Below are 25,278 nucleotides of genomic sequence, written 5' to 3'. Positions count from 1 at the left end.
CAAGGCATGCCGTTTCTTATTATTCAAGCAGATTATCTGAGCCGCAGGCTGTTAAAGAGCATGGCTGATGGTGAAATAAACCGCTTTTTGGTGTTCATCACCACCCCCTTTTTAGTCATGCGGTACGACTGTATTTAATTACCTAAAAATGTATATACATGGTATGTGTGAATGTATTTTAAACACACTTAAACAGTGATTTTTCCACCAATAAAAAACGCCATAAATAGGGTTAAACACACCAAAGTATTGCATTTAAATAAATAATAAAAACCATTCAACCGCTATTTACATGTAATTAAAAATACAAAGACATGAATAAAAAAACAAATTTAAAAACCGATTAATCCTTCTTTACCAGTTTATTTATAAAATCAAGACTAACCCTAACGTACTAAAAAATACTCCTTACACTACCCTTATTTAGGTACTCCTTACTAGGTATATCATCTCTCTAAAATTTATACTTAAATTAATTATTAAATTTTCTGTAACACATTAACCCCACTCGAAAAAACACATGTAGTTAAATGTTATCTAGTCAAAAATTGATCAAGGTCACTAAAATCATTGTAAAGAAGAGTAAGGTTATTAATGAAAAAAATAAAACAATATAACTTTCCTAAATAAAGCCATTTATAAGGAATTGTTGGTGCTGTTATGAATATAAAATCAACCTGGCTTTTGTACCTCTGCGCGATGATGTTATTTATACTTACATTACCCTGCGAGGCGGTGTTTGTAAGCCCACCAAAAGATCCCATGCCATTCATTGAGGAAATTTTTCCTCAAGCGACACATATTGGTGAAAAACAGCGGATATCTAACGACGAAAGTGCGCCTTTCGCATGGGTCGTTTATCAAGACAAAAACGTACTGGGCTACGCTTTTGAAACCAATGATATTGCCAAAATTCCAGCTTATTCGGGCGAGCCAGTGAATATGCTCGTTGCCATTGACCCCCAAGGTAATTATTTAGGGGTGAAAGTATTAGAGCATCACGAGCCGATTATTTTAACGGGTATCCCAGAATCAAAACTATGGGAGTTTACTGATCAATACACGGGCTTACATGTTAGCGATCGCCTTAAAGTAGGAGGCAGCAGCTCAGATAATATAGTCAACATTGATGGACTTTCTGGTGCCACAGTCACTGTCATGGTCATGAATGATGCGGTAACTAAGTCAGCAAAAAAAATCGCCGCACGTTTAAACATAATTGATCTTGAAGCTTTAAATCGCTTACCAATGGCCACTATAAAGCACGATGTTTATCAACCAGCAAGTTGGCAGGCGTTAACGGGTGACGGGTCTATTCGCCGCTTGCACCTAAGTCGAGAGGCCGTTGATGAGGCGTTTGTAGGCACAGAAGCAGAACACATTGATGCAGCTGCTCCTGAACAAAAAAGCGCTATGTTCGCTGAGCTTTATTACGCGCAAGCTAATATTCCTCACATAGGCATAAACTTACTTGGTGAGAGTGAGTACCAATGGCTTATGGCGCAATTAGCCCCCGGTGAGCATGCCTTTATTGTGCTAGGAAATGGCTATTCTTTTAAAGGCTCAGGCTACGTTCGTGGCGGTATTTTTGACCGTATTCAACTTTTGCAAAATGGCGATACCATTTCGTTCCACGATTTAGACCACTTTCGCGTCACTGATATTTATGCCACAGGCGCACCCAAATTCAAAGAAATGTCTATTTTTATCGCACGCGCTCACGATGAGTTTAACCCCGGAGCCGATTGGCAATTAGAGCTATTAGTACGCCGTCAAATGGGCGCTATTGACAGCACATTCACGAGTTTTAAAGGCGATTATCATACTTTAGATAAATATGTCAGTCGCCCCGCTATGCCTGAACCCGAAGCTGAATTATCACTGACGCAACAAGTATGGCAAGACAAGCAAGTGGAAGTGATTATTCTGCTGTTCCTCATGCTTCTATTAGGCGCTACCTTAATATTTCAGGATATTCTGGTGCGTCACCCAACCTTTTTACACAATTTCCGACACATATTCCTTATCGTGGTGGTGGTGTTTATCGGCTGGAGCTGGGGCGGACAACTCTCTGTAGTGAACGTATTCACTTTTTTACAAGCACTGATGTCTGATTTTTCGTGGGATTTATTTTTACTCGACCCCGTTATTTTCATTCTTTGGTGTGCTGCTGCGGTGACCATTATGATGTTCGGGCGCGCCGTATACTGTGGATGGTTATGTCCATTTGGCGCTTTGCAAGAGCTACTAAATGTATTTGCACGCTATGTGAAGCTGCCGCAAATAGAGCCCCCTTTTGCAGTGCATGAACGTTTATGGGCCATTAAGTACCTTATTTTACTGGCTTTATTCGGCATGTCTCTTGACTCTATGGCTGTTGCAGAGCAAATGGCTGAAGTTGAACCATTTAAAACCACCTTCTTACTCAAGTTTGATAGACAATGGCCATTTGTGTTGTATGCCGTGTCTTTGCTGGTAATTAATTTATTTAACCGAAAATTCTTTTGTCGCTACTTATGCCCATTAGGCGCAGCGCTCTCTGTGGGCTCTAATTTACGCTTGTTTAGTTGGTTGAAACGTCGGCCTGAGTGTGGTCAGCCATGTAAAACCTGCGCTAAAGAATGCGAAATACAAGCTATTCACCCTGATGGTTCAATCAATATGCGCGAGTGTCACTACTGTCTTGACTGTCAAGTCACCTATTTTAATGAACAGAAATGTCCACCACTAAAGAAACTTGCCAGGAAGAAGAATAAATTTCAGGAAAAAGAAATACCCACGGTGGACGTTAGCTAACTACGCCCATCACAAAGCACAATGAAATAACCGGAGGAAGTCCATGAGTGATAGGAAAAAGCTCCCAGAACAAAAACAGCTGAAAGACGAAAGCAGACGTAAGTTTTTTGCTAAAAGTGCTTTATTAGGTGCAGGTGTAGTTGCAGCGCCTATGTCAGCTACTATGTTCGCATCAATGGCTAAGGCACAAGCCGCAGAAGCAGGCAGTAACAGTGCCACTGTTCACCCAGGTGAACTAGATGAATATTATGGTTTTTGGAGTGGAGGCCACTCGGGGGAAGTGCGTATTTTAGGTATTCCGTCAATGCGGGAACTCATGCGTATTCCTGTTTTTAATACCGACAGCGCAACAGGCTGGGGTCTGACGAATGAATCTAAACGCATCAAAGGCGACAGCGCACATCTGCAATGTGGTGACTCACACCATCCACATATGAGTATGACTGATGGCCGTTACGACGGTAAATATGTGTTCATTAACGACAAGGCCAACAGTCGTGTAGCACGTATTCGCTGCGATGTTATGAAGACCGATAAAATGCTAACCGTTCCTAATGTTCAAGCAATCCATGGCTTGCGTGTGCAAAAGGTTCCACACACTAAATATGTGATCTGTAATGGCGAATTCGAAATTCCCATGAACAACGATGGCAAAGCATCAATGGATGACATTAGCACCTATCGTTCATTGTTTAATGTGATTAATGCCGAAACCATGGAAGTCGCATTCCAAGTAATGGTGGATGGTAATTTAGATAACACCGACGCCGACTTTGACGGAAAGTATTTTGCATCAACCTGTTATAACTCAGAAATGGGGGTCACACTCGGTGATATGATCTCATCTGAACGTGACCATGTTGTTGTATTTAACTTACCGCGATGCGAAGCCGCCATTAAAGCAGGCAAATTTAAAACCTACAATGGCAATAATGTCCCAGTGTTAGATGGCCGTAAAGGGTCAGCACTCACAGCGTACATTCCGGTTCCTAAATCACCACATGGTTTAAATACCTCACCCAATGGCGACTATTTTGTTGCTAATGGTAAGTTATCACCGACTGTTTCTGTGATTTCAATTAAGAAACTAGATGACCTATTTGATAACAAAATTAAGCCTCGCGACACCATCGTTGCAGAACCTGAACTAGGCTTAGGGCCACTTCATACCGCATTTGATAACCGTGGTAACGCTTACACCACGCTGTTTATCGACAGCCAAATTGCGAAGTGGAGCGTTGAAGATGCTATCAAGGCATACAATGGTGAGAAAGTGAACTACATACGCCAGAAGCTAGATGTTCACTATCAGCCGGGGCACAACCATACTTCACAAGGTGAAACCCGTGATGCAGATGGTAAATGGCTTATTGCACTGTGTAAGTTCTCAAAAGATAGGTTCTTACCTGTCGGGCCATTACGTGCAGAAAATGATCAGCTCATAGATATTTCAGGTGATGAAATGAAGTTGGTTCACGATGGCCCAACTTTCGCTGAACCTCACGACTGTATCATTGTTCACCGCTCTAAGGTGAAGCCAAATAAACTGTGGGAGCGAAACGATCCTTTCTTTGCCGAGACTATCGCAATGGCAAAAGCAGACGGTGTTAATGTTTACGCTGATAACAAAGTGGTCAGAGACGGCAAAAAAGTACGTGTCTACATGACCTCAATTGCCCCTAGCTTTGGCATGACTGAGTTTAGAGTAAAACTAGGTGACGAAGTCACTGTGGTTATTACTAACTTAGACCAAGTTGAAGACGTGACACACGGTTTCTGTATGACTAATCATGGTGTGCAGATGGAAGTTGCACCGCAAGCAACGGCATCCATAACGTTTATCGCTGATAAACCGGGTGTGCAGTGGTACTACTGTAACTGGTTCTGTCATGCACTGCATATGGAAATGCGAGGCCGCATGTTAGTTGAAGCGTAAGCTTTGTATTTGGGTATGGGACTTTCCCATACCCTTTATCGTTACAAATAGAAGGTTTATTGAGTGCAGTTAATTTGGTTACACCGTTTATGTGGAGCAATACTGCTCTGTTTTTCATGTTATTCGTTGGCAGTGAGTACGCGACTCTCTGCAGCTGATGATTTACAAGCGCAGTTAGACAGCGCAAAAGCAGGCGACACAATTGTTTTAACGAAGGGTATTTACCAAGGAAATTTTGTTGTCAATAAAGCCATCCACCTTATTGGTGAAACAGGTGCTGTCATTGATGCTTTAGGCGAAGGCCACGCATTACTGTTAAAAAGTTCACATATTTCGATTAAAAACCTCGAGATAGTGAATTGGGGAAATAACTTAACCGAACAACATTCCGGTATTTATTCAGATCAAAAAACAGAGCAACTAATGATTGCCAATAACCACCTTAAAGGCGATGGTTTTGGTATTTGGTTACAAAAAGGCCAGCATGTACAGGTTTTAAATAACGTGATTGTTGGCAATAAAGCCCTGCGTTCAGCAGATCGCGGCAATGGTATTCAGCTCTCCAATGTGCAACATGTACTGGTTAAAGGAAATGATGTCTCTTACACGCGCGATGGCCTGTACATAATATCAAGCCAAGATAACGTATTAGAAAATAACACGCTTCATGATCTACGCTATGGCGTTCATTACATGTATTCCCACGACAATAAAGTACTCAATAATAACGCATACAATACGCGGGCTGGTTATGCCTTAATGAGCTCGCGCAATTTAGTGATCCAAGGTAATCGAACGACTAACAGTGAAGATTATGGGTTACTAATGAATTTTATTACCTCGTCAGACATCCTAAACAATCACATTTCTAATGTGTGGACCAAGCCCGAAAATAAAGTATTAGGGCGAGACGGAAAAGGTTTTTTTGTATACAACTCAGCGTATAACAACATTGTCGATAACGTGGTTGATACCACAGAAATTGGTATTCACCTCACTGCAGGCTCTGAGCATACGCAAGTATATGGCAACAGCTTTATAAATAACCCCACGCAAGTCAAATACGTTTCCAATAAAAAACAAGAATGGAGTCACGATAGCCGCGGTAACTATTGGAGCAATTATTTAGGCTGGGATATGAATATTGATGGCGTGGGTGATGTTGCCTTTGAACCCAACGATGGAATTGATAAATTGGTTTGGCAATACCCAGAAATGAAAATGCTAATGGATAGCCCATCGGTATTAACACTGCGCTGGGTACAACGCCAATTTCCTGTATTAAAGCCTGCAGGGGTTAAAGACAGCTACCCATTAATGCGCTCTCCACACTCACCTCATGTTATTAAATCGCAGAGTGATATCAAGGACAAACAACATGACTAACACGCCCGTGGTTTCAATGAACCAAGTAACAAAAAGCTATGGCAGTCTCACAGCAGTCAATAACCTTAGCTGCGAGCTCGCGCCCGGTGAAGTGCTCGGCCTTTTTGGTCATAATGGTGCTGGCAAAACAACCATGATGAAACTCATTCTGGGTATCACATCGCCAACAAATGGCAGTGTCGATGTACTCGGTGCTAAACCAGACTCCAAAGCCGCATGGCATATTCGATCCCAAGTCGGTTACTTGCCTGAAAATGTCAGTTTTTATGAGCATTTAACAGGAATAGAAGTACTCAATTACTTTGCAAAACTGAAAGGTTTTAACAAACAACACGCAAAAGATTTAATAGCGCAAGTGGGATTAACAGAGGCAATGAACCGCGCGGTTAAAACATATTCCAAAGGAATGCGTCAACGTTTAGGACTTGCCCAGGCATTTTTAGGTAAACCTAAATTACTATTACTAGATGAACCAACGGTTGGGCTTGACCCGGTTGCAACAACTGAATTTTACCAACAAGTTGACAACCTTAAAGCACACGGCACCAGTATTATCCTGTGCTCTCATGTGTTACCAGGGGTTGAGCGCCATATTGACCGTGCGATTATTCTGAGTAAAGGGCAACAACTTGCTTGCGGTAATTTAGCCAGTCTACGCGCACATGCAAACTTAGATATACGCATTAAGACTCGCGGTGTTTCCCCCTCTGAGCTCGTTAATGACTCACAATTAATGACCCATGTTGAACTCTGTCACGATACCGATTTATTGGTAAAAGACGAGAATAAAATGAATGTTCTCCGCGAGCTCGTTAAATACCGTCATTTAGATGATATACACATTGAACAACCCGATTTAAATCAAGTTTATCAACAAATTTTATCTCAAGCGCCACAAAAGGGAAGCATATGAAATCAGTCTTCACTGTTGCTGCAAAAGAGTTTAGCGATGGTCTTCGCAACCGTTGGTTGCTCTCAATTACAATTATTTTTGCCTTATTATCAGTAGGGCTGACCTATTTTGGCTCAGCGGTCGCAGGTGAAACAGGGTTAACCTCAACCTCGACCACTGTAGCAAGCTTAGCAAGTTTAGCTGTTTTTCTTATTCCTTTAATCGCCTTGTTACTCAGTTACGACAGCTTTGTAGGTGAGCTAGAAAGTGGCACCTTACTCTTATTACTTACCTACCCTATCAACAAAACCCAATTACTAATGGGAAAATTTATAGGGCAAGGAAGTATCATTGCACTGGCAATTTTAATTGGCTTTGGTGCATCTGGTGTCATTTTATATGCCCATACTCAGCAAACTGAAATTATTACTGTATTTTCATTATTCATAGCCAGTGCCGTTATGTTAGGCCTTAGCTTCATTGCTATTGCCTTTATAATTAGCATCTCTGTGAGTGAAAAGTCGAAAGCTGCCGGTGCTGCTTTAATCGTCTGGTTTATTTTCGCACTCATATTTGATCTCGGTTTACTCGCTCTTCTCGTAGGCACTGAAGACGGTATAAGCCAACAATCACTCACGTTTATGATGATGTTGAATCCCGCTGATATTTTTAGATTAGTGAATCTAGCAGGCTTAGACAGCGCCGATGTAAACGGGGCTCTTGCTATTGCAATACGCTCAAGCCTGTCGCTTACTCAGTTGCTTTGCGTGCTCGTCACTTGGGTTATCTTGCCTTTAATTTTAGCCATCACACTATTTACTAAAAAGAGAATGTAATGAACGTTAAAACCTTACTGCCGATACTGCCACTTCTATTCATGCTTTGTGCCTGTGGGGAGAGTGAAATTAAACAGACACCCAGCCAAGCAGTTGCAATTGAAGCAACCGATGAATGTCATTTATGTGGTATGTTGATTTCAGAATTTCCAGGCCCGAAGGCTGAACTACTGCAAACTGATACGAGCTCGGGCTCGGGCAAAAAAATGCATAAGTTTTGTTCAACACGAGATATGTTCAGTTACTACCTAGAACCTGAAAACACACGTAATGTAAGCGATATTTTTGTACATGACATGAGTAAAACACCCTGGCATAAACCCGCCGATAATTACTTTATAAATGCGCGAAAAGCTTGGTATGTTGCGGGCTCATCTCAACAAGGCGCTATGGGGAATACATTGGCCAGTTTTGCAACTGAACAAGATGCGATAAACTTTCAAAATGAATTTGGCGGGCATGTCATTCGTTTCGAAGATATCACACACGCTATTTTAATGCCTGCTCATCATTAAAAATGATAAAAGCGATACGCAATCTACCCATGTAAATCAGGTAGATTGCTTTTATGTACACGATACTTTTTCTAGTTTACTAGCTTCTGACAACAGTTCCCAAAGATTCACGGTGTTGAAGTAATTCATCAAAGCCTTGCTCATGTAATTTAGCTACGAGCTGTTCAAGCACCTCATCTTTTTGAGGCGCTACAGGCTGCGTTAATAGCAAAGAAGTAAGATTACCAAACCCAGGGTGCTCGAAATCTGGGTTTTCAAGGCCATGTTGAGCTCTTAACGTTAAAAGCATAAGTGCAGCATAAGGTGTAAATTGCCAATTCATATTGTTAAACTCAAAAAACATCTTACTTGGTGGCGATGCAACCTGAGTGATCATCACATAACTGATTTAGATAAGAGGTGATTTTTGTTAAGTCAGTGCTATCCCAGTTATCTAAAATAGCTTGGTATGCAAAATCATCAACTACTGGTTTTAAGGTATTGCCACCAGCTATGTTATCGAGAACGTAATCTAAATCGACTTAAAACTATATAAGAAGCATACCTGGTACAAAATTGGGGGTTAAGCGATAAGTACAGTGTTGTTGGTCTAGTGGCACCAACAACACATAATAGTTGAAGATAAAATTGAGCAAAACGCCGTTATAGCGTTTACTTTTTCAAGCTCAATGTGCCAGTGCGTTTTGTGCTACTTCGCTTTATTTGGTTTGACCTAGGTTTACCTTGATTCGCTTTATTCGAGCCTGGTTTTGAGTCTGTGCGGCCTTTTTTAACATAGCTAGAAAAGTCACGTTTTTTCTCGCCTTCTGAACGTAGTTGAGGCGTTCTTGGCTTAGTTGGCTGTTTATTATCGTCAATTGAACGTTCCTCTGTTTTACCCGAGTCGGCAATTGAGTTATTAATTTCAGCCATTTCTTGCTCAGTTAAATGGCGCCATTGCCCTACTTTTAAGCCTTTTAACGTCACATTCATAATACGTGTACGTTTAAGCGTGACCACTTCGTAGCCGAGGTATTCACACATACGGCGAATTTGACGATTTAGCCCTTGCGTTAACACAATAGTAAACTGCTGTGGGCCAGTTTGTTTCACTTTGCACTTTTTCGTCACGGTATCTAAAACTGGAATACCATTTGCCATTTTGTTTACAAACTGACGATTAAGTGGCTTATCAACAGTGACTACATATTCTTTTTCGTGGTTATTGCCCGCTCGTAAAATCTTATTAACGATATCGCCTTCGTTGGTCAAAAAGATTAAGCCTTCAGATGGGCGGTCTAATCGACCAATTGGGAAAATACGCTCAGGATAATTAACCGCTTTTACGATGTTACTTTGAATTTTTCGCTCAGTGGTACAGGTAATACCAACGGGTTTATTATATGCAATATAAACACGTTTCGGTTTGGCTTTGAGTGGTTTACCATCAACAAGTACTTCATCAGCATCACTGACTTTAACACCCATTTCTGGCAAATTACCATTAACAGTAACACGACCTTCCTCAATATATTTATCAGCCTCTCTGCGCGAACAAAACCCTGTTTCACTGATAAATTTATTTAATCGCTTTAACTCTGTCATGGCACACTTCTGTCTTAATTTTAAAGCCGCTAGTTTATACCAGAACCCTATAGCACGCTAGGCAGATTAATCTTCGTTTAACGGCTCGCTTTAATGCAGTGCAGGTTTTTCGGTGAGCAACGTCTGCAATGTGTCAAAATCAAACCGATACTCTGCATTGCGAGTATTGCGCAGCAAAAAAGCATCGAATGGAATAACTGACCAGTCCGTGATATCACTGAGCCAATGGTAACTTGTCACATTTTGGTTCGTGATCACGCCTAATTTAAATTTAATTTCATGATGAGTTTGCAAATATGGATGACCATTGTGATGATCGACCAAACTAATTAACGCCCACGCCCCCATCATAAAGTGCCCACCTACACTGGCTGTTAAGCGCCCTTGTTCAATTAACCTTAAGTTGTCATCAAGCCAGTCTATGCCGCCGATAAAATAGCGTTTGCCTGACTTTTCTTTAACTGCATCAAGTGCGCCCAGTGCCATTAAATCCGATGCACACCAAATAACATTCGTTTGTGGGTAACGGTGCAATAGACGGCGCACTTTTTCAGTGGCTTCGGTTTTATTCCAATTTGCATAAACAACTTGCTCAAGCTCGACATGTTGGGTTCGTAAATAGTGACTTAAACCATTACTGCGAGTATCTGATTCAGTCCCATAGTGACCGTTAATGGCCACAAATTTGGGTTCTTGTTTTGCTTGTTTAGCATTATCAAACAATGCTTTTCCTAATTGGATACCCGCTTCAAAATTATCGTGATAAACCTCTGCGAGCCAATATTTAAAATGCTCTGAGGGTTTACCAATTTGCTGGCGCTCTGCGCCGAGGATGGTTTCTTCTAATGTGATGAACTTTATCTTGTGACTTTCAAGTAAGTTCATTGATTGCTCTGCTCCCCCAGGGTAATTAATCAGTACGACATAGTCGGGAGTGGCGTTGTATTTAAGATAGTGTCTGAGCTCTTCTAGCTGAATATGCCGATTGCCACCACCGTAAATAATATCAAGCCTGACGTTACTGTGTGTTGCCGCAGCTTGCATTACTGCTGTGACTTTTTGCCAAAAAGGCTCCGCTTTTACCGAGGGATTTACAAATAGCACCGAAAATTGCTCTACAGCAAAAAGTGGTAAAGAGCAAAGCAGTATTAAAACACTCAATATAACCCGCATGTTCATTCCAGCACGTTATTTTTTTAAAAGTATAGTATACGGGTAATTATCGTGACAGTTTTCGCCACACGGTCTCACACGGACCGTATCGAAACAGTCGAGTATATACTTTGCAAAATACCAGCTGAAAGACAACCACACCCGCAATAAGAAGCCAATAATTAATGCGATCAAAACTCAACACCCACTCAGGGAACATGACTTTAAAACACACTAAAAATATCACGGTTTGCATTAAGTAAAGGGTTAAAGACATACGCCCTGCTTGTTGTAATACTAAACACTTTTCGGGGTTATTCTTAACGTATTTTACGAGTATATGAATATACAACGTTGCCATCGCAAGTGCTGCAAACCAAGAGAAAGGCTCAGCCAATGCGACCATAAGTACATGTGTATTTGGTTCAACCGCTAATCGTAAAACGGTAAAGCCCAGCGCTGCAGGCACAATAAAGTTTAACTGTACTCTAGTAAGGCCATTTTCGAAGATCTTTTGTTTATACAAATACATCCCAATCAGCATGAGCCCGCCAGCCATCCACAGCGTAATAAGCGGAACAGCTATAATCATGATGATAAACATCAACATATTACTCATAAAGCCCGCTAAATAGGATGAAAATGCTCCATTGTATGCCTCTAAAAAAGCCGCAGAGTCACGCGTAACAGGTAGCAGTTCAGGTTCAATAAATGCCAATAAAAAAGAGGAGAGTGCACCGAGTAGCAGAAATAGCATGCCCATTCTTACTATTTTATCATTCGGCTCATGGCTGAACTTGAGTGCCAACCACCCTGCACATGCATAAATGAATAAAATATCACCAGCCCAAAGTAAAAACCCATGGGCCAACCCTATAAACGCTAATACTTTTAAACGCTTATGCAATGCATCTATGCTTTGCCAGCGCTGTAATTGAATTGTAAGTGCTGCGCCAAACAATAAACAAAAGAGGGTTCGAAACCGGCCATCAATAAAGACTAAGTTAATAATATTTATAAACTTATCCGCCACAGAAGGTGTTGCACTTGTTACATAGCCATACTCAAAAACACCAAAGTAATAGGCATTCATGAACATTAAACCCAGTACCGCAATCCCTCTTAACACATCCATATTAATATTGCGCATATATCACTTATAAATTTTGTCTGCAGCTATCGCTCCAATTTACAGCATTTTCATATATTTTGGGAAGGTCTGCGCTTTCTATTGTTAAAAAAGCCACTGCTTGTTCTAATGCCCACCAGCTTCCAGTTTCGTAGGCTTTAACTGTTTCGAGAATATAATAAAGAATGTTCTTTTCTTGCATTAATGCACTGTGTATTTCATCTGGAAATGGTAAACGTTCAAGCAACTTTTCCATTGGTTGGTCAAGAATAGCATCGAGTAATGAAAACAACCCTGTTAAAAACGCTTCTCCGGTTTGCTGCTTAGCCACACGCTGTGCTATTAGCTCACAAAATCGAGCTCTTACAACACAAAGCCGCGTGAGCTCGGCAGGTTTAGTTTGTGCGCTATGTGCAGTAATAATTAAGCTAACAAACTTTTTCAGTCGTTCATGACCAAGATAAACAAGCGCTTGTTTTAACGAACCTATTTTACTTTTTATAGGGAATACACCACTGTTTATTAAGCGTAAGAGCTTATAAGCTAAAGCAGTATCTAGCGAGAATAACCCCGCTATTTCGCTAATATCGGGGTCTGGACGCATGACTTCAGCATAAATTGATAAAACCAATGCGTAGTTATAATCAATATCACGCTGTTGGATCATGGTTGGTTTGGCAAAGAAATAGCCTTGAAAAAAGTCAAACCCCATTTCGTAGGCTTTTTCAAAATCATCTGCCGTCTCGAGCTTTTCTGCTAATAACTTTATTTTTTTGTGTTTTTTTAATTTTTTAACTACGGGTAGAATTTCTTCAAATGGGGTTTGTTTTACATCAAACTTGATAAGTCGAACAAGCTTTAAAAAGCGGTCCCACTCGGGCTGGTACACGAAGTCATCTAAGGCAAGTTTATAATTGTTATGAAATAACTCACGACAAAACGCATAGTTTTCATCGGTAGGCTCCATCGTTTCTAGCAGCTCGATAACGACATCTTTCGTTGGCAAAAAAGCACATAGATCCAGTTTTAAAGACTCTGGACCTATATTAATTAATGCTTTTTTGCCCGACGTGATATGGCGGGTACCTAAATTGAGCTGATTTTCCATAATGAGACGTGCCGTTGCGGTGCTTTCTGACACGTTTGGAAAACTGTTTTTTTCACTATCGCGAAATAGTAGCTCATAGGCGACAACTTGTTGACGACGATTAAAGACCGCTTGTCTAGCAACAAATACAGCCACTTTACCTACTTTTTATCATTTATATAACACTAAGTAATTAATAGCGGAAATTGACATAAAAGTCACTTAATTGCCATGAATCAGGGTGTTTTTATTGATATAAGTACGATAAATAACCATCTGCGACTGATTGCCACGAGAAACGCGCATTTTTAGCCTGTTCACAAATTCCTTGCCACTTTTTAGGATCTGCATTTTTTAGCGCAAGCGCTTCAGTAAAACCAGTAATAAGTTCGTAACTTTGAGCGGTTAAACTCTCACCATTAAAACTAAATCCCGTTTCAAGGTGCTGCACAGTATCACGAAGTCCACCGACACCATGCACTAGACACGGTTGACCTGCGCGCATGGCGAGCATTTGACTAATACCACAAGGTTCAAATGAACTGGGCATTAAAAACAGATCGCCTAAATGATACAAGTACTCGCCAACAAAATGAGCGTATCCTTTCAAAAATAATAAGTTATCTTGTCGGGCCATGACTGTGGTCATCACTTTTTCAAGTTCAGTATCACCTGAGCCAAGAATAATCATATACCCATCATGTTGCTTTAAACGCTGGCATAATTCATCTAGCACTAATGCTTTATCATACGGCTGACAAAGCAGAAGCACTTTTTGATCTGTTAATCGCCCAACACTCGTCACTAAAGGGCCAGAGAAAGGCTGTGTTTTAAACTTAAGCACACGCTGATGTGCTATATAATGCGCTGAGTCAAGCTCAGACGTTTTTGCCATCCACTGAAAAAGTGCCGACTCAGCGTGCTGATATAAATGAGCAAAACTGACATCGGATAGTTCATCACCTGGATACTCACACCCGTTTAGAATGCCTACTACACGGCCTTGCTGATATGCAGCTTGTAAATCAAGCTCGAGCCCTTCTCCGCCAAAAAAGCCATTAACAGGATCGCTTGGTTTTAGCACCTCTTGACAATATGTGGGTGATACTAAATGTATTTTATCAACCAAGTTAATCGCTGTGCGCATTGGGTTGAAACAGTCAGGGTAACGTGGATCGCATAACTTTTGGCCGTCATAACCCAGGCTTGGAAACCACGCTTCTAAACTCGAAGTATCCCCTTTAAAAGGACGGATCCCTTGCAGAGCAAGGTTATGTACGGTGTAAGCTAAAAATAAGGTGGAGAAATCGTTATAGCGACTATCTGTTTTAAGTAACAACGCAACACACGCACTATGCCAATCATGTAAATGAATAACATCAGGCTTACAAATGAGTCCTTGTAATAAGGCTTCGCACACAGCGGCATTAAATAAGGCAAATTTACTGGCATCGGTTGCAAATGGGCGACCTGCCTCGTCATTACAATAAACAGCGCCATGGTGACGGCTAAATTCCAAATGAGAAATAACCAGCTGTCTAACCCCTTTCTGAGAGTGAGCAAGTTGCCACACTTCGAGTTGTTGCATGTGTCCGGCAAACGCCACATTGACCACACCTAGGCTATGACGCTCTAAATCGTGAAAACCATAATCGGGGATCACCACATCAACTGTCAGCCCCTTTTCAACAAGGGCTTTAGGACAATCTCTTACGACATCGGCAACACCACCTACTTTTGCATTCGGTAATGCATCATTCTCTGCAGCAACCATCAATACATGCATGCTTTGCCGTACTCCTTTTTACTTCTATTTTTTATGCTGGGGGGTGATATTAGTACTTTCCACCCCACCCATATTTAAGCAAGGCGTTTGTTATCTTGCTCTTGTTGTTTTAACTTTTTTGCCAGTTCATTCAACATATCACGCGTCACTAAGACAATCCCTTTTTTCGAGACCCTAAAACCATTTTCTTTATCAACTTTATGATCATAGCCTATTTCAAGGCCTGCGGGTATCTCGCAGCTACGATCAATAATCGCGCGTTTTATACGACAATTACGTTGAATTTTAGCCCCTGGTAATATAACTGACTCTTCTATTTGACAATAAGAATGGACATGTACATTAGAGAACAATAGCGATTTTCTCACCAAAGACCCCGAAATAATACATCCGCCAGACACTGTTGAATCGACCGCCATACCTCGTCTGTCATCATTATCAAAAATAAATTTAGCCGGTGGAAGTTGCTCTTGGTAAGTCCAAATAGGCCAGCTAGGGTCGTATAAATCTAGCTGCGGTTCTGGCATAACCAGCTCCATGTTCGCTTCCCAGAACGAATCAAGTGTTCCTACATCACGCCAATAAGGTTGTCCATCATAGCCTGGGTCTCTAAACGGATACGCAAAAACGTTATGCTCTTCAATAATGGCAGGAATGATATCATGACCAAAGTCACGGCCAGAGCCCTCTGTTTCGGCGTCTTTTTTCAGTTGCTCAAATAAAAACTCAGTATTAAAAATATAGTTCCCCATTGAAGCGAGGCACGTGCCAGGTTTGCCGGGGACTGAGGTTGGCGACGCAGGTTTTTCATCAAACCGGCGAACGCGCTTACTTTCATCCACAGTCATGACACCAAAGGTATTCGCGGCCTCTTCACACGGTACCTCGATACAACATACGGTCATGTCTGCACCATTTTCAACATGCTTTGCGAGTAAACCACCGTAATCCATCCGATATACATGGTCGCCCGATAATATCATGACGTATTTTGGCAGCTCATGACGAATAATATCCATATTTTGAAACACAGCATCAGCTGTACCACAATACCATTCATCACCATAACGCTGTGACGCTGGCAAGATTTCAACCGACTCACCCAGCTCTTTCTTAAAGTGACCCCATGCACGATTAACGTGGCGGATCAGTGAATGCGATTTATATTGTGTAGCAATGCCAACACGACGAATGCCCGAGTTAATGCAGTTCGACAGCGGAAAGTCGATGATCCGGTGTTTACCACCAAAATACACCGCCGGTTTAGCTCGCCAATCTGTTAATTCGTGTAAACGTGAACCTCGCCCCCCTGCTAAAATAAGGGCATACGTTTCTCTTGTTAAACTACTTATATATCGATTTGCATAACTTGGCATAACTCTCTCCGTCTTAAGTTAGCTGCTTTTTTTCTGTGTGTGTTGCTGTGCGCTCGTGTCTAAAAGTGGTTCCAAATGCCAAATATCATCGCTGTATTGACCAATGGTTCTGTCGCTTGAAAACATGCCACTGGCAGCAGTATTCAAGATACTCATTCTGGTCCAGTGTGCGCTGTCTAAATAGGCTTGTTCAACTTGCTCTTGCGCTTGAACAAAGCTGGCAAAATCATGGGCTACAAGCCATGGATCGTGCGGACTCTTTATCGCAGCAATAATGTCGTCGAATAAGTTTGGTTCAAATAAATTAAAATGACCGCTTTCTAAGAGTTGCATTACTTGGTATAAGCTTTCGGTCTGATAAATAACTTGCTCCGGATTATAGTGCGCTTTTATATCGTCAACTTGCTCTGCTCGTGCGCCAAACAAGAAGAAATTATCAGCACCTACAGCATCACGGATTTCAATATTTGCACCATCTAATGTCCCTATCGTCAACGCGCCATTCATCATAAACTTCATGTTACCAGTGCCCGATGCTTCTTTACCGGCTGTTGATATTTGCTCAGATAAATCGGTTGCAGGACAAATCGTTTCCATCGCGGTGACGTTGTAATTAGGTAAAAATGCAACCCGTAAATATGGCTTTGCAAGGGGGTCTTTATTAATGACTTCAGCCACATTATTAATTAACTTAATAATTTTCTTCGCCATGTAATAACCTGGCGCAGCTTTCCCCCCGAGGAGTACACAACGTGGCACACAGTTTTCTGTATCGCCCTGACGAATCCGGTCGTATAAATGAATAATATGCAAAACATTAAGTAATTGGCGCTTGTACTCATGAATGCGTTTAACTTGCACGTCGAACATCATCGTGGCGTCAAACTCAACACCACATCGGCTTTTTACAAGCTCAACAAGACGTTGTTTGTTGACATATTTAACATCCTGCCACTGTGTATGAAATTCGGTATCGTCGTAATATCGGCGCAATTGGCCAATTTTGCTAAAGTCAGCCACCCATTCATCGCCAATTTTGCTGTTCAGTAACTTAGTCAGTTCTGGATTACAGTGGGCAAGCCACCGACGCGGCGTAACACCATTGGTTTTGTTGTTGAATTTTTCTGGCCATAATTGATAAAAGTCATTAAATAAACCGGCTTTCAATAGTTCAGTATGAAGCGCCGCAACACCATTGACAGAATAACTGCCGACAATCGCAAGGTACGCCATGCGAATTTGTGGCTCTGGGCCCTCTTCAATCAGAGAAAGGGCGCGCTGTTTAGCCACATCTCCCGGCCATGCTTGTGCGACGTCGGCGAGGAAACGGGCATTAATTTCGTAAATTATTTCTAAAATGCGCGGCAATAAGCGCGAAAATAATGACACTGACCATTTTTCTAAGGCTTCTGGTAACAAGGTATGGTTGGTATACGCCATGGTTTTTGTCGTAATGTGCCACGCTTTATCCCAATCAAGTTCATAGTCATCGATTAACACGCGCATTAATTCTGCAACCGCAATACTGGGGTGAGTGTCATTGAGTTGAAAAACATGGTAGTCAGCAAACTCATCAAAGTTTTCACCTGACTTGTTTACCCAAATATCAACCACATCTTGAATACTGGCAGACGATAAAAAATACTGCTGACGTAAACGCAACTCTTTGCCATTTTCGCTACTGTCGTTGGGGTAAAGCACCATGGTGATTTGTTCAGCGAGATTTTTACGCGCCACCGCTTCTGAGTAGCTGCCCGCATTAAACTCACTCAAGTCAAACTCATCGGTTGCCTCTGACTTCCATAACCGTAACGTGTTTACAATATCGTTTTTGTAGCCCGGGATCGGCACATCATATGGCACCGCCAAGACATCTTGGGTATCGAGCCATTGACGATGCACACGCCCTTGCTTGTCGGTGTAACTTTCTACATGACCAAAAAATTTGATTCGCTTAGACTGCTCTGGTGCGCTTAACTCCCATGGGTGGCCTTCGCGTAACCAATTATCGGGCTGTTCAATTTGGTGACCATTTTCTATCGCTTGATTAAACATGCCATATTCATAACGAATGCCATAACCAATAACAGGTAGCGCAAGGCTGGCACAACTATCTAAAAAACACGCAGCTAAGCGACCTAAACCACCATTCCCAAGCCCTGCATCATGTTCAGCTTCGGCAACACTTTCAAGCTCAGTACAATACTGTTGCAATGCCTTTGCTACCTGCTCATCAAGGTCAAGATTTAAAACCGCATTACCCAATGCACGCCCCATCAAAAACTCCAGCGATAAGTAAGCAGTTTTGCGGCGTTTTTGTTCATGTATTTGCTGTTTTGTGTCACGGCATCGCGCCACGAGCCTGTCGCGAATAGTTAACGCCAGTGCATGGTATAAATACAGTTGTGACTTACCCACTTTGTCACGCCCTAAGGTGTAATAAAAATGGCGTGATAGGTCATCCTCTAAGGTGCTTTTATCAATAATAGGCGCATCTTGCCATCCTTTTACAACACATGCTTGTTCACCTTTTTTAGTCATGACTTAAGTCCTCTGAATCGGCGGTAAAAACCCAGCTGCTCATCGCAGCAATCTGTTGTTCGGTGTCAACATTCGCTGTCGAAACCGAATGAATACTGGTAAGTGCCAAAGACCATTGACCGCTTGATAAGCGCGGTAATTGGCAAGTGATAGGCAAGGAGCCAGCATTTAAAATAATCAGTAAAGCTTGTTCCGTGTGCTTATCAGTCAGGCTATACATTAAAAATTGACGGTCGCTCTGATGCCAGTCATCTTGTTGCATATCGGTGCCTGATTCTGTAAACCACGCAACGGCATAACGAGGGTCACCGTCATGCACAAAGAAGGGGTGCTGAAAAATGCTAAATTGCTTGCGTAATCTAAGCACATCATCAATAAATCGGGTCAGTGGGTGGTTAAATTGCGATTCTTTCCATGCAAGCCAACTAGTACGATTATTCTGACAATAAGCGTTATTATTACCGCCTTGCGAGTGCGCCATTTCGCTTCCTAAAGAAAGCATAGGCACCCCTTTGGAAAGTAACAAAGTCAGCAGCATATTTTTTTGCTGTTGCAAGCGTAATTTGCTTATAGCTTGGTCGCTGGTATACCCCTCTACACCACAATTAAAGGAATGATTCGCACTGTGTCCATCGCGATTTTGCTCGCCATTCGCTTCATTGTGTTTTTGTTCATAACTCACTAAATCTGCCAAGGTAAATCCATCATGGCTGGTGATAAAGTTAATACTATTAAGGGGTCCACGCAGGTTATGTTCAAACAAATCAAACGAGCCATGTAAACGCTTAGCAAGTTCCCCTATTACACCTTGTTCTTGCTTCCAAAAACGTCTTACGGTGTCGCGGTATTTGTCGTTCCATTCGCGCCAAGGCGCTGGAAATGCCCCGAGCTGATAACCACCTGGGCCTATATCCCAAGGCTCTGCTATTAATTTAACTCTATTTAAAACAGGGTCTTGATTAACAGCTTGCATAAAAGCATGCGCATGATTAAAGCCATTTGGATTGCGCCCAAGTATGGTGGCCAGATCAAAACGAAAACCATCAACCCCCATTACTTCTACCCAATAACGCAGGCTATCAAGCACCAATTGCAAAGCACGTGGTGAATCGATATTAAGCGTATTTCCGCAGCCCGTATCATTTATATAATGCTGTGGCTTATCGGCAACCGTTCGGTAGTAACCCAGATTATCTAACCCACGTAGAGATAATAGCGGCCCATCAGTGCCAGCCTCTGCGGTGTGGTTATAGACGACATCTAGAATGACTTCGATATCAGCTTTGTGCAGCTCAGCGACCATCTCTTGAAACTCGCTAATATCATCGTCGACCAAGTAGTCTTTATGTGGGATAAAAAAATTAAGCGTGTTGTAGCCCCAATAATTTTGCAGCCCTTTAGCCGTTAAAAATTGCTCACTAATAAACGCATGAATAGGTAAAAGTTCTAAACACGTGATACCTAAAGTCCGCAAGTGTTCAATAAAACGAGGGTGGCTTAAGCCTAAAAATTTGCCTTGCAACGCTTTCGGTATATCAGGGTGGCGACAGGTCGCGCCTTTTACATGACACTCATAAATGACGGTTTTTCCCCAACTGTGCTGTGGCTTAGTGCCCTTGTAAAGCGCAAGCTCTCTAACGCGTGATTTAGGCATATCTATCGCGTTGTTCACAGTGCTTAATGTGCCAACCGGCATCTGCCCGTAGTGGCGCTCGCTCCACGTAAACTCGCCATAAATGTCGCGAGCATAAGGGTCGAGCAATAACTTATGAGGATTAAAAAATAACCCTTTTTGAGGTGCATAGTCACCATCAGCTCGAAAGCCATACAACGCACCGGCTTTTAAAGGACTAACACGTAATGTCCACACTCCCCCTTCATTCATTCGCATGGGCAGTGTGAGAATTTCTGAATGACCGCTGCTGTCAAATAAGCATAAAGATAGGCTGTGTGCCTGGGGTGCATAGACGGCAAAGTTAACCCCATCCCCCTGCACCGAGGCGCCTAACGGCATCGTTACCCCTGTTTCAAGTGCAACACTATGACTCATCGCTCACCTTCTTAAGGTACACAGTTGCAAGGCCTGGTAATGACACGACCACGCTCTGTGTAAACCCATGATTGAGCATATTTTGAGTTAAAATAATCTGTTCAGGATCGCTTGTTACCTCAACCCCTGAGCCAAAAAATTCGGGTTTGTCTGTATTCAAGATCACTTGATAACGCCCTGCTTTTGGCACCCCGATAACGTAATCATGGTAAACCTGTGGGGTTAAGTTGCTCACAACCACAACAAAATCATCAGCTTGTTTTGCATAACGAATAAAGCTAAAAATGCTTTGTGCTGAGTTGTTGCTATCGAGCCACGCAAACCCCGCGGGGCTTGTATCTTGCTCGTAAAGTGCGGGTGTATTGCAATACACTTTATTGAGCGCTTTTATTGTTTCTTGAACACCACGATGACTCGTGTGCTCCAGTAAATGCCAGTCAAGAGATTGATCATGATTCCATTCTCGACGCTGGGCAAACTCAGCCCCCATGAATAACAACTTTTTACCTGGGTGAGCCCACATAAAGGCGTAGTAAGCGCGTAAATTTGCAAATTTCTGCCAGTCATCACCCGGCATTTTTTCAATTAAGGAACCTTTGCCGTGCACTACTTCATCATGGCTTAATGGCAAGACATAATTTTCGCTGTAGGCATACACCATCGAAAATGTCATTTCATGATGATGATGAGCACGATACAAAGGATCGCGTTGCATGTAGTGCAAACTGTCGTTCATCCACCCCATGTTCCACTTATAGCCAAATCCTAAGCCATCATGCTCAACGTGTCTGGTTACGCCTGGCCATGCTGTCGATTCCTCAGCAACCATCATTATGCCGGGGTTATTAGCATAGCAGCGCAAATTAACTTGCTTTAGACATTCTATTGCTCCGAGGTTTTCGCGCCCACCATATTGGTTCGCAACCCACTGCCCTTCTTCACGGCTATAATCGAGGTAAAGCATGGATGCCACGGCATCAACCCGTAAGCCATCAATGCCAAACTCGTGTAACCAATACATGGCATTGGCTATTAAAAAGCTGCGCACTTCAGCACGGTCGTAGTTATAAATGTAGGTATTCCAGTCAGGGTGGAATCCTTGCCGTATATCGGCGTGTTCATATAAGTGCGAGCCGTCAAAGCGATGTAAGCCATGGGGATCACTTGGAAAGTGCCCAGGGACCCAATCAAGAATAATCCCTAAGTTAGCCTCATGGCATTGTTGTACAAAGTAAACAAAGTCGTCAAAACTACCGTAACGACTTGTCACAGCAAATAAACCAACAGGCTGATAGCCCCACGAACCATCAAACGGGTATTCACTAATTGGCATTAACTGTAAGTGAGTAAACCCGAGTGCTTTGGTATAGGGAATCAAATTATCAGCTAATTCACGCCACGTTAGATACCGGCTACTATCATCTCTGCGCTGCCAAGAGCCCGCATGTACTTCGTAAATACTAATAGGCGATTCAATACTGTTACGCTTTGCACGATTTTTAAGGGCGTGCTCATCAAGTTTTACGGTTGCTTTGCTAGCGTGTAAAACCGATGCTGTACCCGGTGCTTGCTGCATTTTAAATGCAAACGGGTCGGCTTTATCGAGCAGTTCACCCATTAGAGTAGTTATTGCAAATTTATAGCACTGATCTTCTTTAAGCCCTGCAATAAATAACTCCCATACGCCACTTGCTGGGTGAAAACGCATAAAGTGACGCTGGCGTTGCCAAAAGTTAAATTCACCAATAACCGATACGCTGCTAGCATTTGGCGCCCATACGGTAAAGCGCACGCCCTCTACACCTTGCTGTGTAGTAAAATGCGCGCCAAAATGGCGATAAGCATGCTCTAAACTGCCCTCATTAAACAAATACATTGCTTGTTCATCGAGCGTGCTCGCAAAACTATATTCATCGTAGTGTCTGTGGCTCGCTTTGTCGGCGTAACTCACATCTAACTGGTACTCAGGGACTGATGTGCAATCAATCGTTGCTACAAATAAATCACTTTCCCCTTGCCTTTGAGCTGCAATCTGCTGCGACCCCATAACAACAGATACCATAGTGGCACCTGGTAAAAAACAGCGCACTTCATAACGGCTATCATTAATTTTATGCGGTCCTAAGAAACTAAAAGGATCTTTAAAACAACCTGCTGACAACGCCTCGATTTGCGACTGATAAATCAGTGGTTGTGCACTTTGCTCTTGACGAACACGACTTCGCATTTATTGATTCCTTATAGAAATTAAACTGGCTAAAAATGACTGCTGCGAATGCATAATTTGCTGCGTCGGGCGCGACAATAAGCGCCGCCAGTTGGGGTATTCTTTATCCGTTCCGGGAATATTCACCGGTAAAATTTGCTGATCTAAATCATCTATCTGAATGGTAAACAATCGAGCGGGTGCTGCCGCAAGGCAACATGCTAATGCTTGGTATACTACAGAGGCCTCTGTATCTAAGGTCAGCTGCTGAGAAGTTTCGCGCATGATGAAATTAAGCATACGTTGCTTTTCAATCTTTCTGGCTTCGAGCAAGGCGTTGCTTTGCGCTTCATCAATTAAGCTATACTGTTGTTTAACAGTTATATCGTGCCCTGTCCACCAGCCATTAAAGGGGGGGACATCATGATTAGCAATCATCAGTAAGCTATGTGGAGCAAAATGTTCACTGGCTAAAAACTCACCATTGTGATCTTTTTCAAAGTAAAATAAGCCATTGGAATAAATAGCACTGCTTTTCAATGCATCACGCACTTCAGTGGGCACAACCCCTAAATCTTCGCCTATAACGACGCATTGGTTAAGGTGTGACTCTATTTTTAAAATAGCTAACAAATGCTCAAAAGGGTAATAAACATAGCAACCATCCTGTTGGCCTTGATTATCAAAACACCACCAGAGCCTGCGAATAGCCATAACATGGTCTATTCGCAACCCACCCACATCTTCCATATTGGCGCGAATAAGCGATCGATAAAACGCAAAATTATCTTTACTTAATTTTTGCGGGTTGAGTGCAGGTAAGCCCCAGTTTTGTCCTTGTTCAGCCCATGGGTCTGGCGGTGCGCCAACATTTGCACCATGAGAAAATAGCTCATCTTGGCTACGGTATTCACTGCCATCACCCGCACATCCCACCGCTAAATCGTTGATGAGACCAATATCCATACCACATTCATTCGCTATTTGCTGGCATAGGTTAAGCTGTAAATGCGCTTGCCATTGCAAGTAGCTTGCGTATTCATTATCACCCACCACCAGCGTTGCTAAACTGTGTTTGTGAGTTAGGCAAAATGCTTCGAATTGCGCTTTACGCTCAACCGATGCTGTCTCACGAAAGTGATGATACAAACAGCTAAATAATTGGTATTTAAAATCACTGACACTTGTGTAATCAATGTATGTATCGGTGCCTTGCGGTTTTTCATTAAGCAGCTTTTCAAGTGCCAAATTATCTTTCGCGTCTTCGCATAATGACAATGCAATATAAAGCGGATTTAATAACGCACGACTATTAGGGCTATACGGACTGGCACGCTCAGGGCTGTGTTCGAACAATAAATGCAATGGATTTAATAAAATATAATCCATACCATTGGCCGCAGCTTCGCGCATTAGCGACGCTAAATCTGCAAAATCGCCAATACCTAAACCGTGCGCGTTAAATAGGCTATATAGCTGTATCGACACACCCAAGCGCTTTTTATCATCCACTGTAAAGCACTGTTTTGGCATGATCCACAGCTCAGAATGTGCTTCTTGATCAGCCACTGTAATCACAGCATCATGATAGCCTATGGGCATGTCGGGTAAGGGAAGCGCTACTTCAAGGTAACGAATATCATTAAAACGGTAATCACCTGTCACGCTCAATTCGTGCAAGTTCTCTCGACTAACAACAATATCGAGCGATGGCAGGCGTAACTCACAGCCGCGTGATAAAAGACGCTCATCAACTCGCACTCGTAAAAAGGGCTCATCTGACTCAATAAGGCTAACGTTAGGTAATAACGTTAACCACGTTCCTGCATCCAGGGCAAAGTTGAGCTGGTTAATGGTGTCTGTATCAGTGCAATCGATACCACAACAACTGAGTGCACTGCGGCGCGTACTTTCATCAAAAACGACGTGCTCGCCAGTGTACTTTGTATATTCGTAACCGATACCATGCAGATAAAATAACTGCGCAAGTGACTGCATTAATACAC

At 42.3% G+C, this 25,278-nt stretch carries 17 protein-coding genes; 6 read left to right on the top strand and 11 right to left on the bottom strand.

Annotated elements, in window-relative coordinates; translation table 11 throughout:
* Positions 1-702 precede the first annotated feature (702 nt).
* The 6 genes from nosR (at position 703) to H3302_RS18990 (ending at position 8,361) form a co-directional block, all read left to right on the top strand.
* Positions 703-2,796: a transcriptional regulator NosR gene (nosR, locus tag H3302_RS19015; protein WP_259369933.1), complete on the top strand. Its 2,094-nt coding sequence runs from the start codon at positions 703-705 to the stop codon at positions 2,794-2,796.
* 43 nt (positions 2,797-2,839) lie between these two features.
* Positions 2,840-4,732 carry a TAT-dependent nitrous-oxide reductase gene (gene nosZ / locus H3302_RS19010; protein WP_182396519.1) on the top strand — a complete coding sequence of 631 codons (1,893 nt, stop codon included), beginning with the start codon at positions 2,840-2,842 and terminating at the stop codon, positions 4,730-4,732.
* A gap of 72 nt (positions 4,733-4,804) precedes the next feature.
* The gene (locus H3302_RS19005; protein WP_182396773.1) at positions 4,805-6,118 is read left to right on the top strand and encodes a nitrous oxide reductase family maturation protein NosD; all 1,314 of its coding nucleotides are present in this window, start codon (positions 4,805-4,807) and stop codon (positions 6,116-6,118) included.
* On the top strand, positions 6,111-7,031 hold the full coding sequence (locus tag H3302_RS19000) for an ABC transporter ATP-binding protein (RefSeq protein WP_036972038.1): 921 nt from the start codon (positions 6,111-6,113) through the stop codon (positions 7,029-7,031). The genes H3302_RS19005 and H3302_RS19000 overlap by 8 nt, the downstream gene beginning before the upstream one ends.
* The gene (locus H3302_RS18995) at positions 7,028-7,846 is read left to right on the top strand and encodes an ABC transporter permease (RefSeq protein ID WP_182396518.1); all 819 of its coding nucleotides are present in this window, start codon (positions 7,028-7,030) and stop codon (positions 7,844-7,846) included. Before H3302_RS19000 ends, H3302_RS18995 begins: the two co-directional genes overlap by 4 nt.
* Positions 7,846-8,361 carry a nitrous oxide reductase accessory protein NosL gene (locus H3302_RS18990; protein WP_182396517.1) on the top strand — a complete coding sequence of 172 codons (516 nt, stop codon included), beginning with the start codon at positions 7,846-7,848 and terminating at the stop codon, positions 8,359-8,361. Before H3302_RS18995 ends, H3302_RS18990 begins: the two co-directional genes overlap by 1 nt.
* Positions 8,362-8,440: 79 nt before the next feature.
* Here the strand turns inward: H3302_RS18990 and H3302_RS18985 are convergent, their stop codons facing one another.
* From H3302_RS18985 to malQ, 11 genes are all read right to left on the bottom strand, one after another.
* Positions 8,441-8,737: a hypothetical protein gene (locus H3302_RS18985; RefSeq protein WP_220469628.1), complete on the bottom strand. Its 297-nt coding sequence runs from the start codon at positions 8,735-8,737 to the stop codon at positions 8,441-8,443.
* A gap of 275 nt (positions 8,738-9,012) precedes the next feature.
* Positions 9,013-9,945: a 23S rRNA pseudouridine(2604) synthase RluF gene (gene rluF, locus H3302_RS18980; RefSeq protein ID WP_182396515.1), complete on the bottom strand. Its 933-nt coding sequence runs from the start codon at positions 9,943-9,945 to the stop codon at positions 9,013-9,015.
* 90 nt (positions 9,946-10,035) lie between these two features.
* Entirely contained in the window at positions 10,036-11,118 is a 1,083-nt protein-coding gene (locus tag H3302_RS18975) for an ABC transporter substrate-binding protein (protein WP_167330968.1), read from the bottom strand.
* Between the two features lie 46 nt (positions 11,119-11,164).
* Positions 11,165-12,247: a DUF418 domain-containing protein gene (locus tag H3302_RS18970; RefSeq protein ID WP_182396514.1), complete on the bottom strand. Its 1,083-nt coding sequence runs from the start codon at positions 12,245-12,247 to the stop codon at positions 11,165-11,167.
* A gap of 7 nt (positions 12,248-12,254) precedes the next feature.
* On the bottom strand, positions 12,255-13,469 hold the full coding sequence (locus tag H3302_RS18965) for an EAL and HDOD domain-containing protein (protein ID WP_036972050.1): 1,215 nt from the start codon (positions 13,467-13,469) through the stop codon (positions 12,255-12,257).
* 91 nt (positions 13,470-13,560) lie between these two features.
* Positions 13,561-15,099 (bottom strand): glycogen synthase, encoded by a 1,539-nt coding sequence (locus tag H3302_RS18960; RefSeq protein ID WP_182396513.1) that lies wholly within the window; start codon positions 15,097-15,099, stop codon positions 13,561-13,563.
* 74 nt (positions 15,100-15,173) lie between these two features.
* Entirely contained in the window at positions 15,174-16,475 is a 1,302-nt protein-coding gene (gene glgC / locus H3302_RS18955; RefSeq protein ID WP_036972054.1) for a glucose-1-phosphate adenylyltransferase, read from the bottom strand.
* A gap of 18 nt (positions 16,476-16,493) precedes the next feature.
* Positions 16,494-19,016, bottom strand: coding sequence for a glycogen/starch/alpha-glucan phosphorylase (locus tag H3302_RS18950; RefSeq protein WP_182396512.1), 2,523 nt, complete (start codon positions 19,014-19,016; stop codon positions 16,494-16,496).
* Positions 19,009-21,066: a glycogen debranching protein GlgX gene (gene glgX, locus H3302_RS18945; protein ID WP_182396511.1), complete on the bottom strand. Its 2,058-nt coding sequence runs from the start codon at positions 21,064-21,066 to the stop codon at positions 19,009-19,011. The genes H3302_RS18950 and glgX overlap by 8 nt, the downstream gene beginning before the upstream one ends.
* The gene (gene glgB, locus H3302_RS18940; protein ID WP_180311907.1) at positions 21,056-23,293 is read right to left on the bottom strand and encodes a 1,4-alpha-glucan branching protein GlgB; all 2,238 of its coding nucleotides are present in this window, start codon (positions 23,291-23,293) and stop codon (positions 21,056-21,058) included. The genes glgX and glgB overlap by 11 nt, the downstream gene beginning before the upstream one ends.
* Positions 23,294-25,270, bottom strand: a complete 1,977-nt coding sequence (gene malQ, locus H3302_RS18935) for a 4-alpha-glucanotransferase (RefSeq protein ID WP_180311908.1) — start codon at positions 25,268-25,270, stop codon at positions 23,294-23,296.
* Between the last annotated feature and the right edge of the window lie 8 nt (positions 25,271-25,278).

The sequence above is a fragment of the Pseudoalteromonas sp. MT33b genome (assembly GCF_014117385.1).
GTDB lineage: Bacteria > Pseudomonadota > Gammaproteobacteria > Enterobacterales > Alteromonadaceae > Pseudoalteromonas > Pseudoalteromonas lipolytica.
This window is presented reverse-complemented; position numbering and strand designations above follow the sequence as displayed.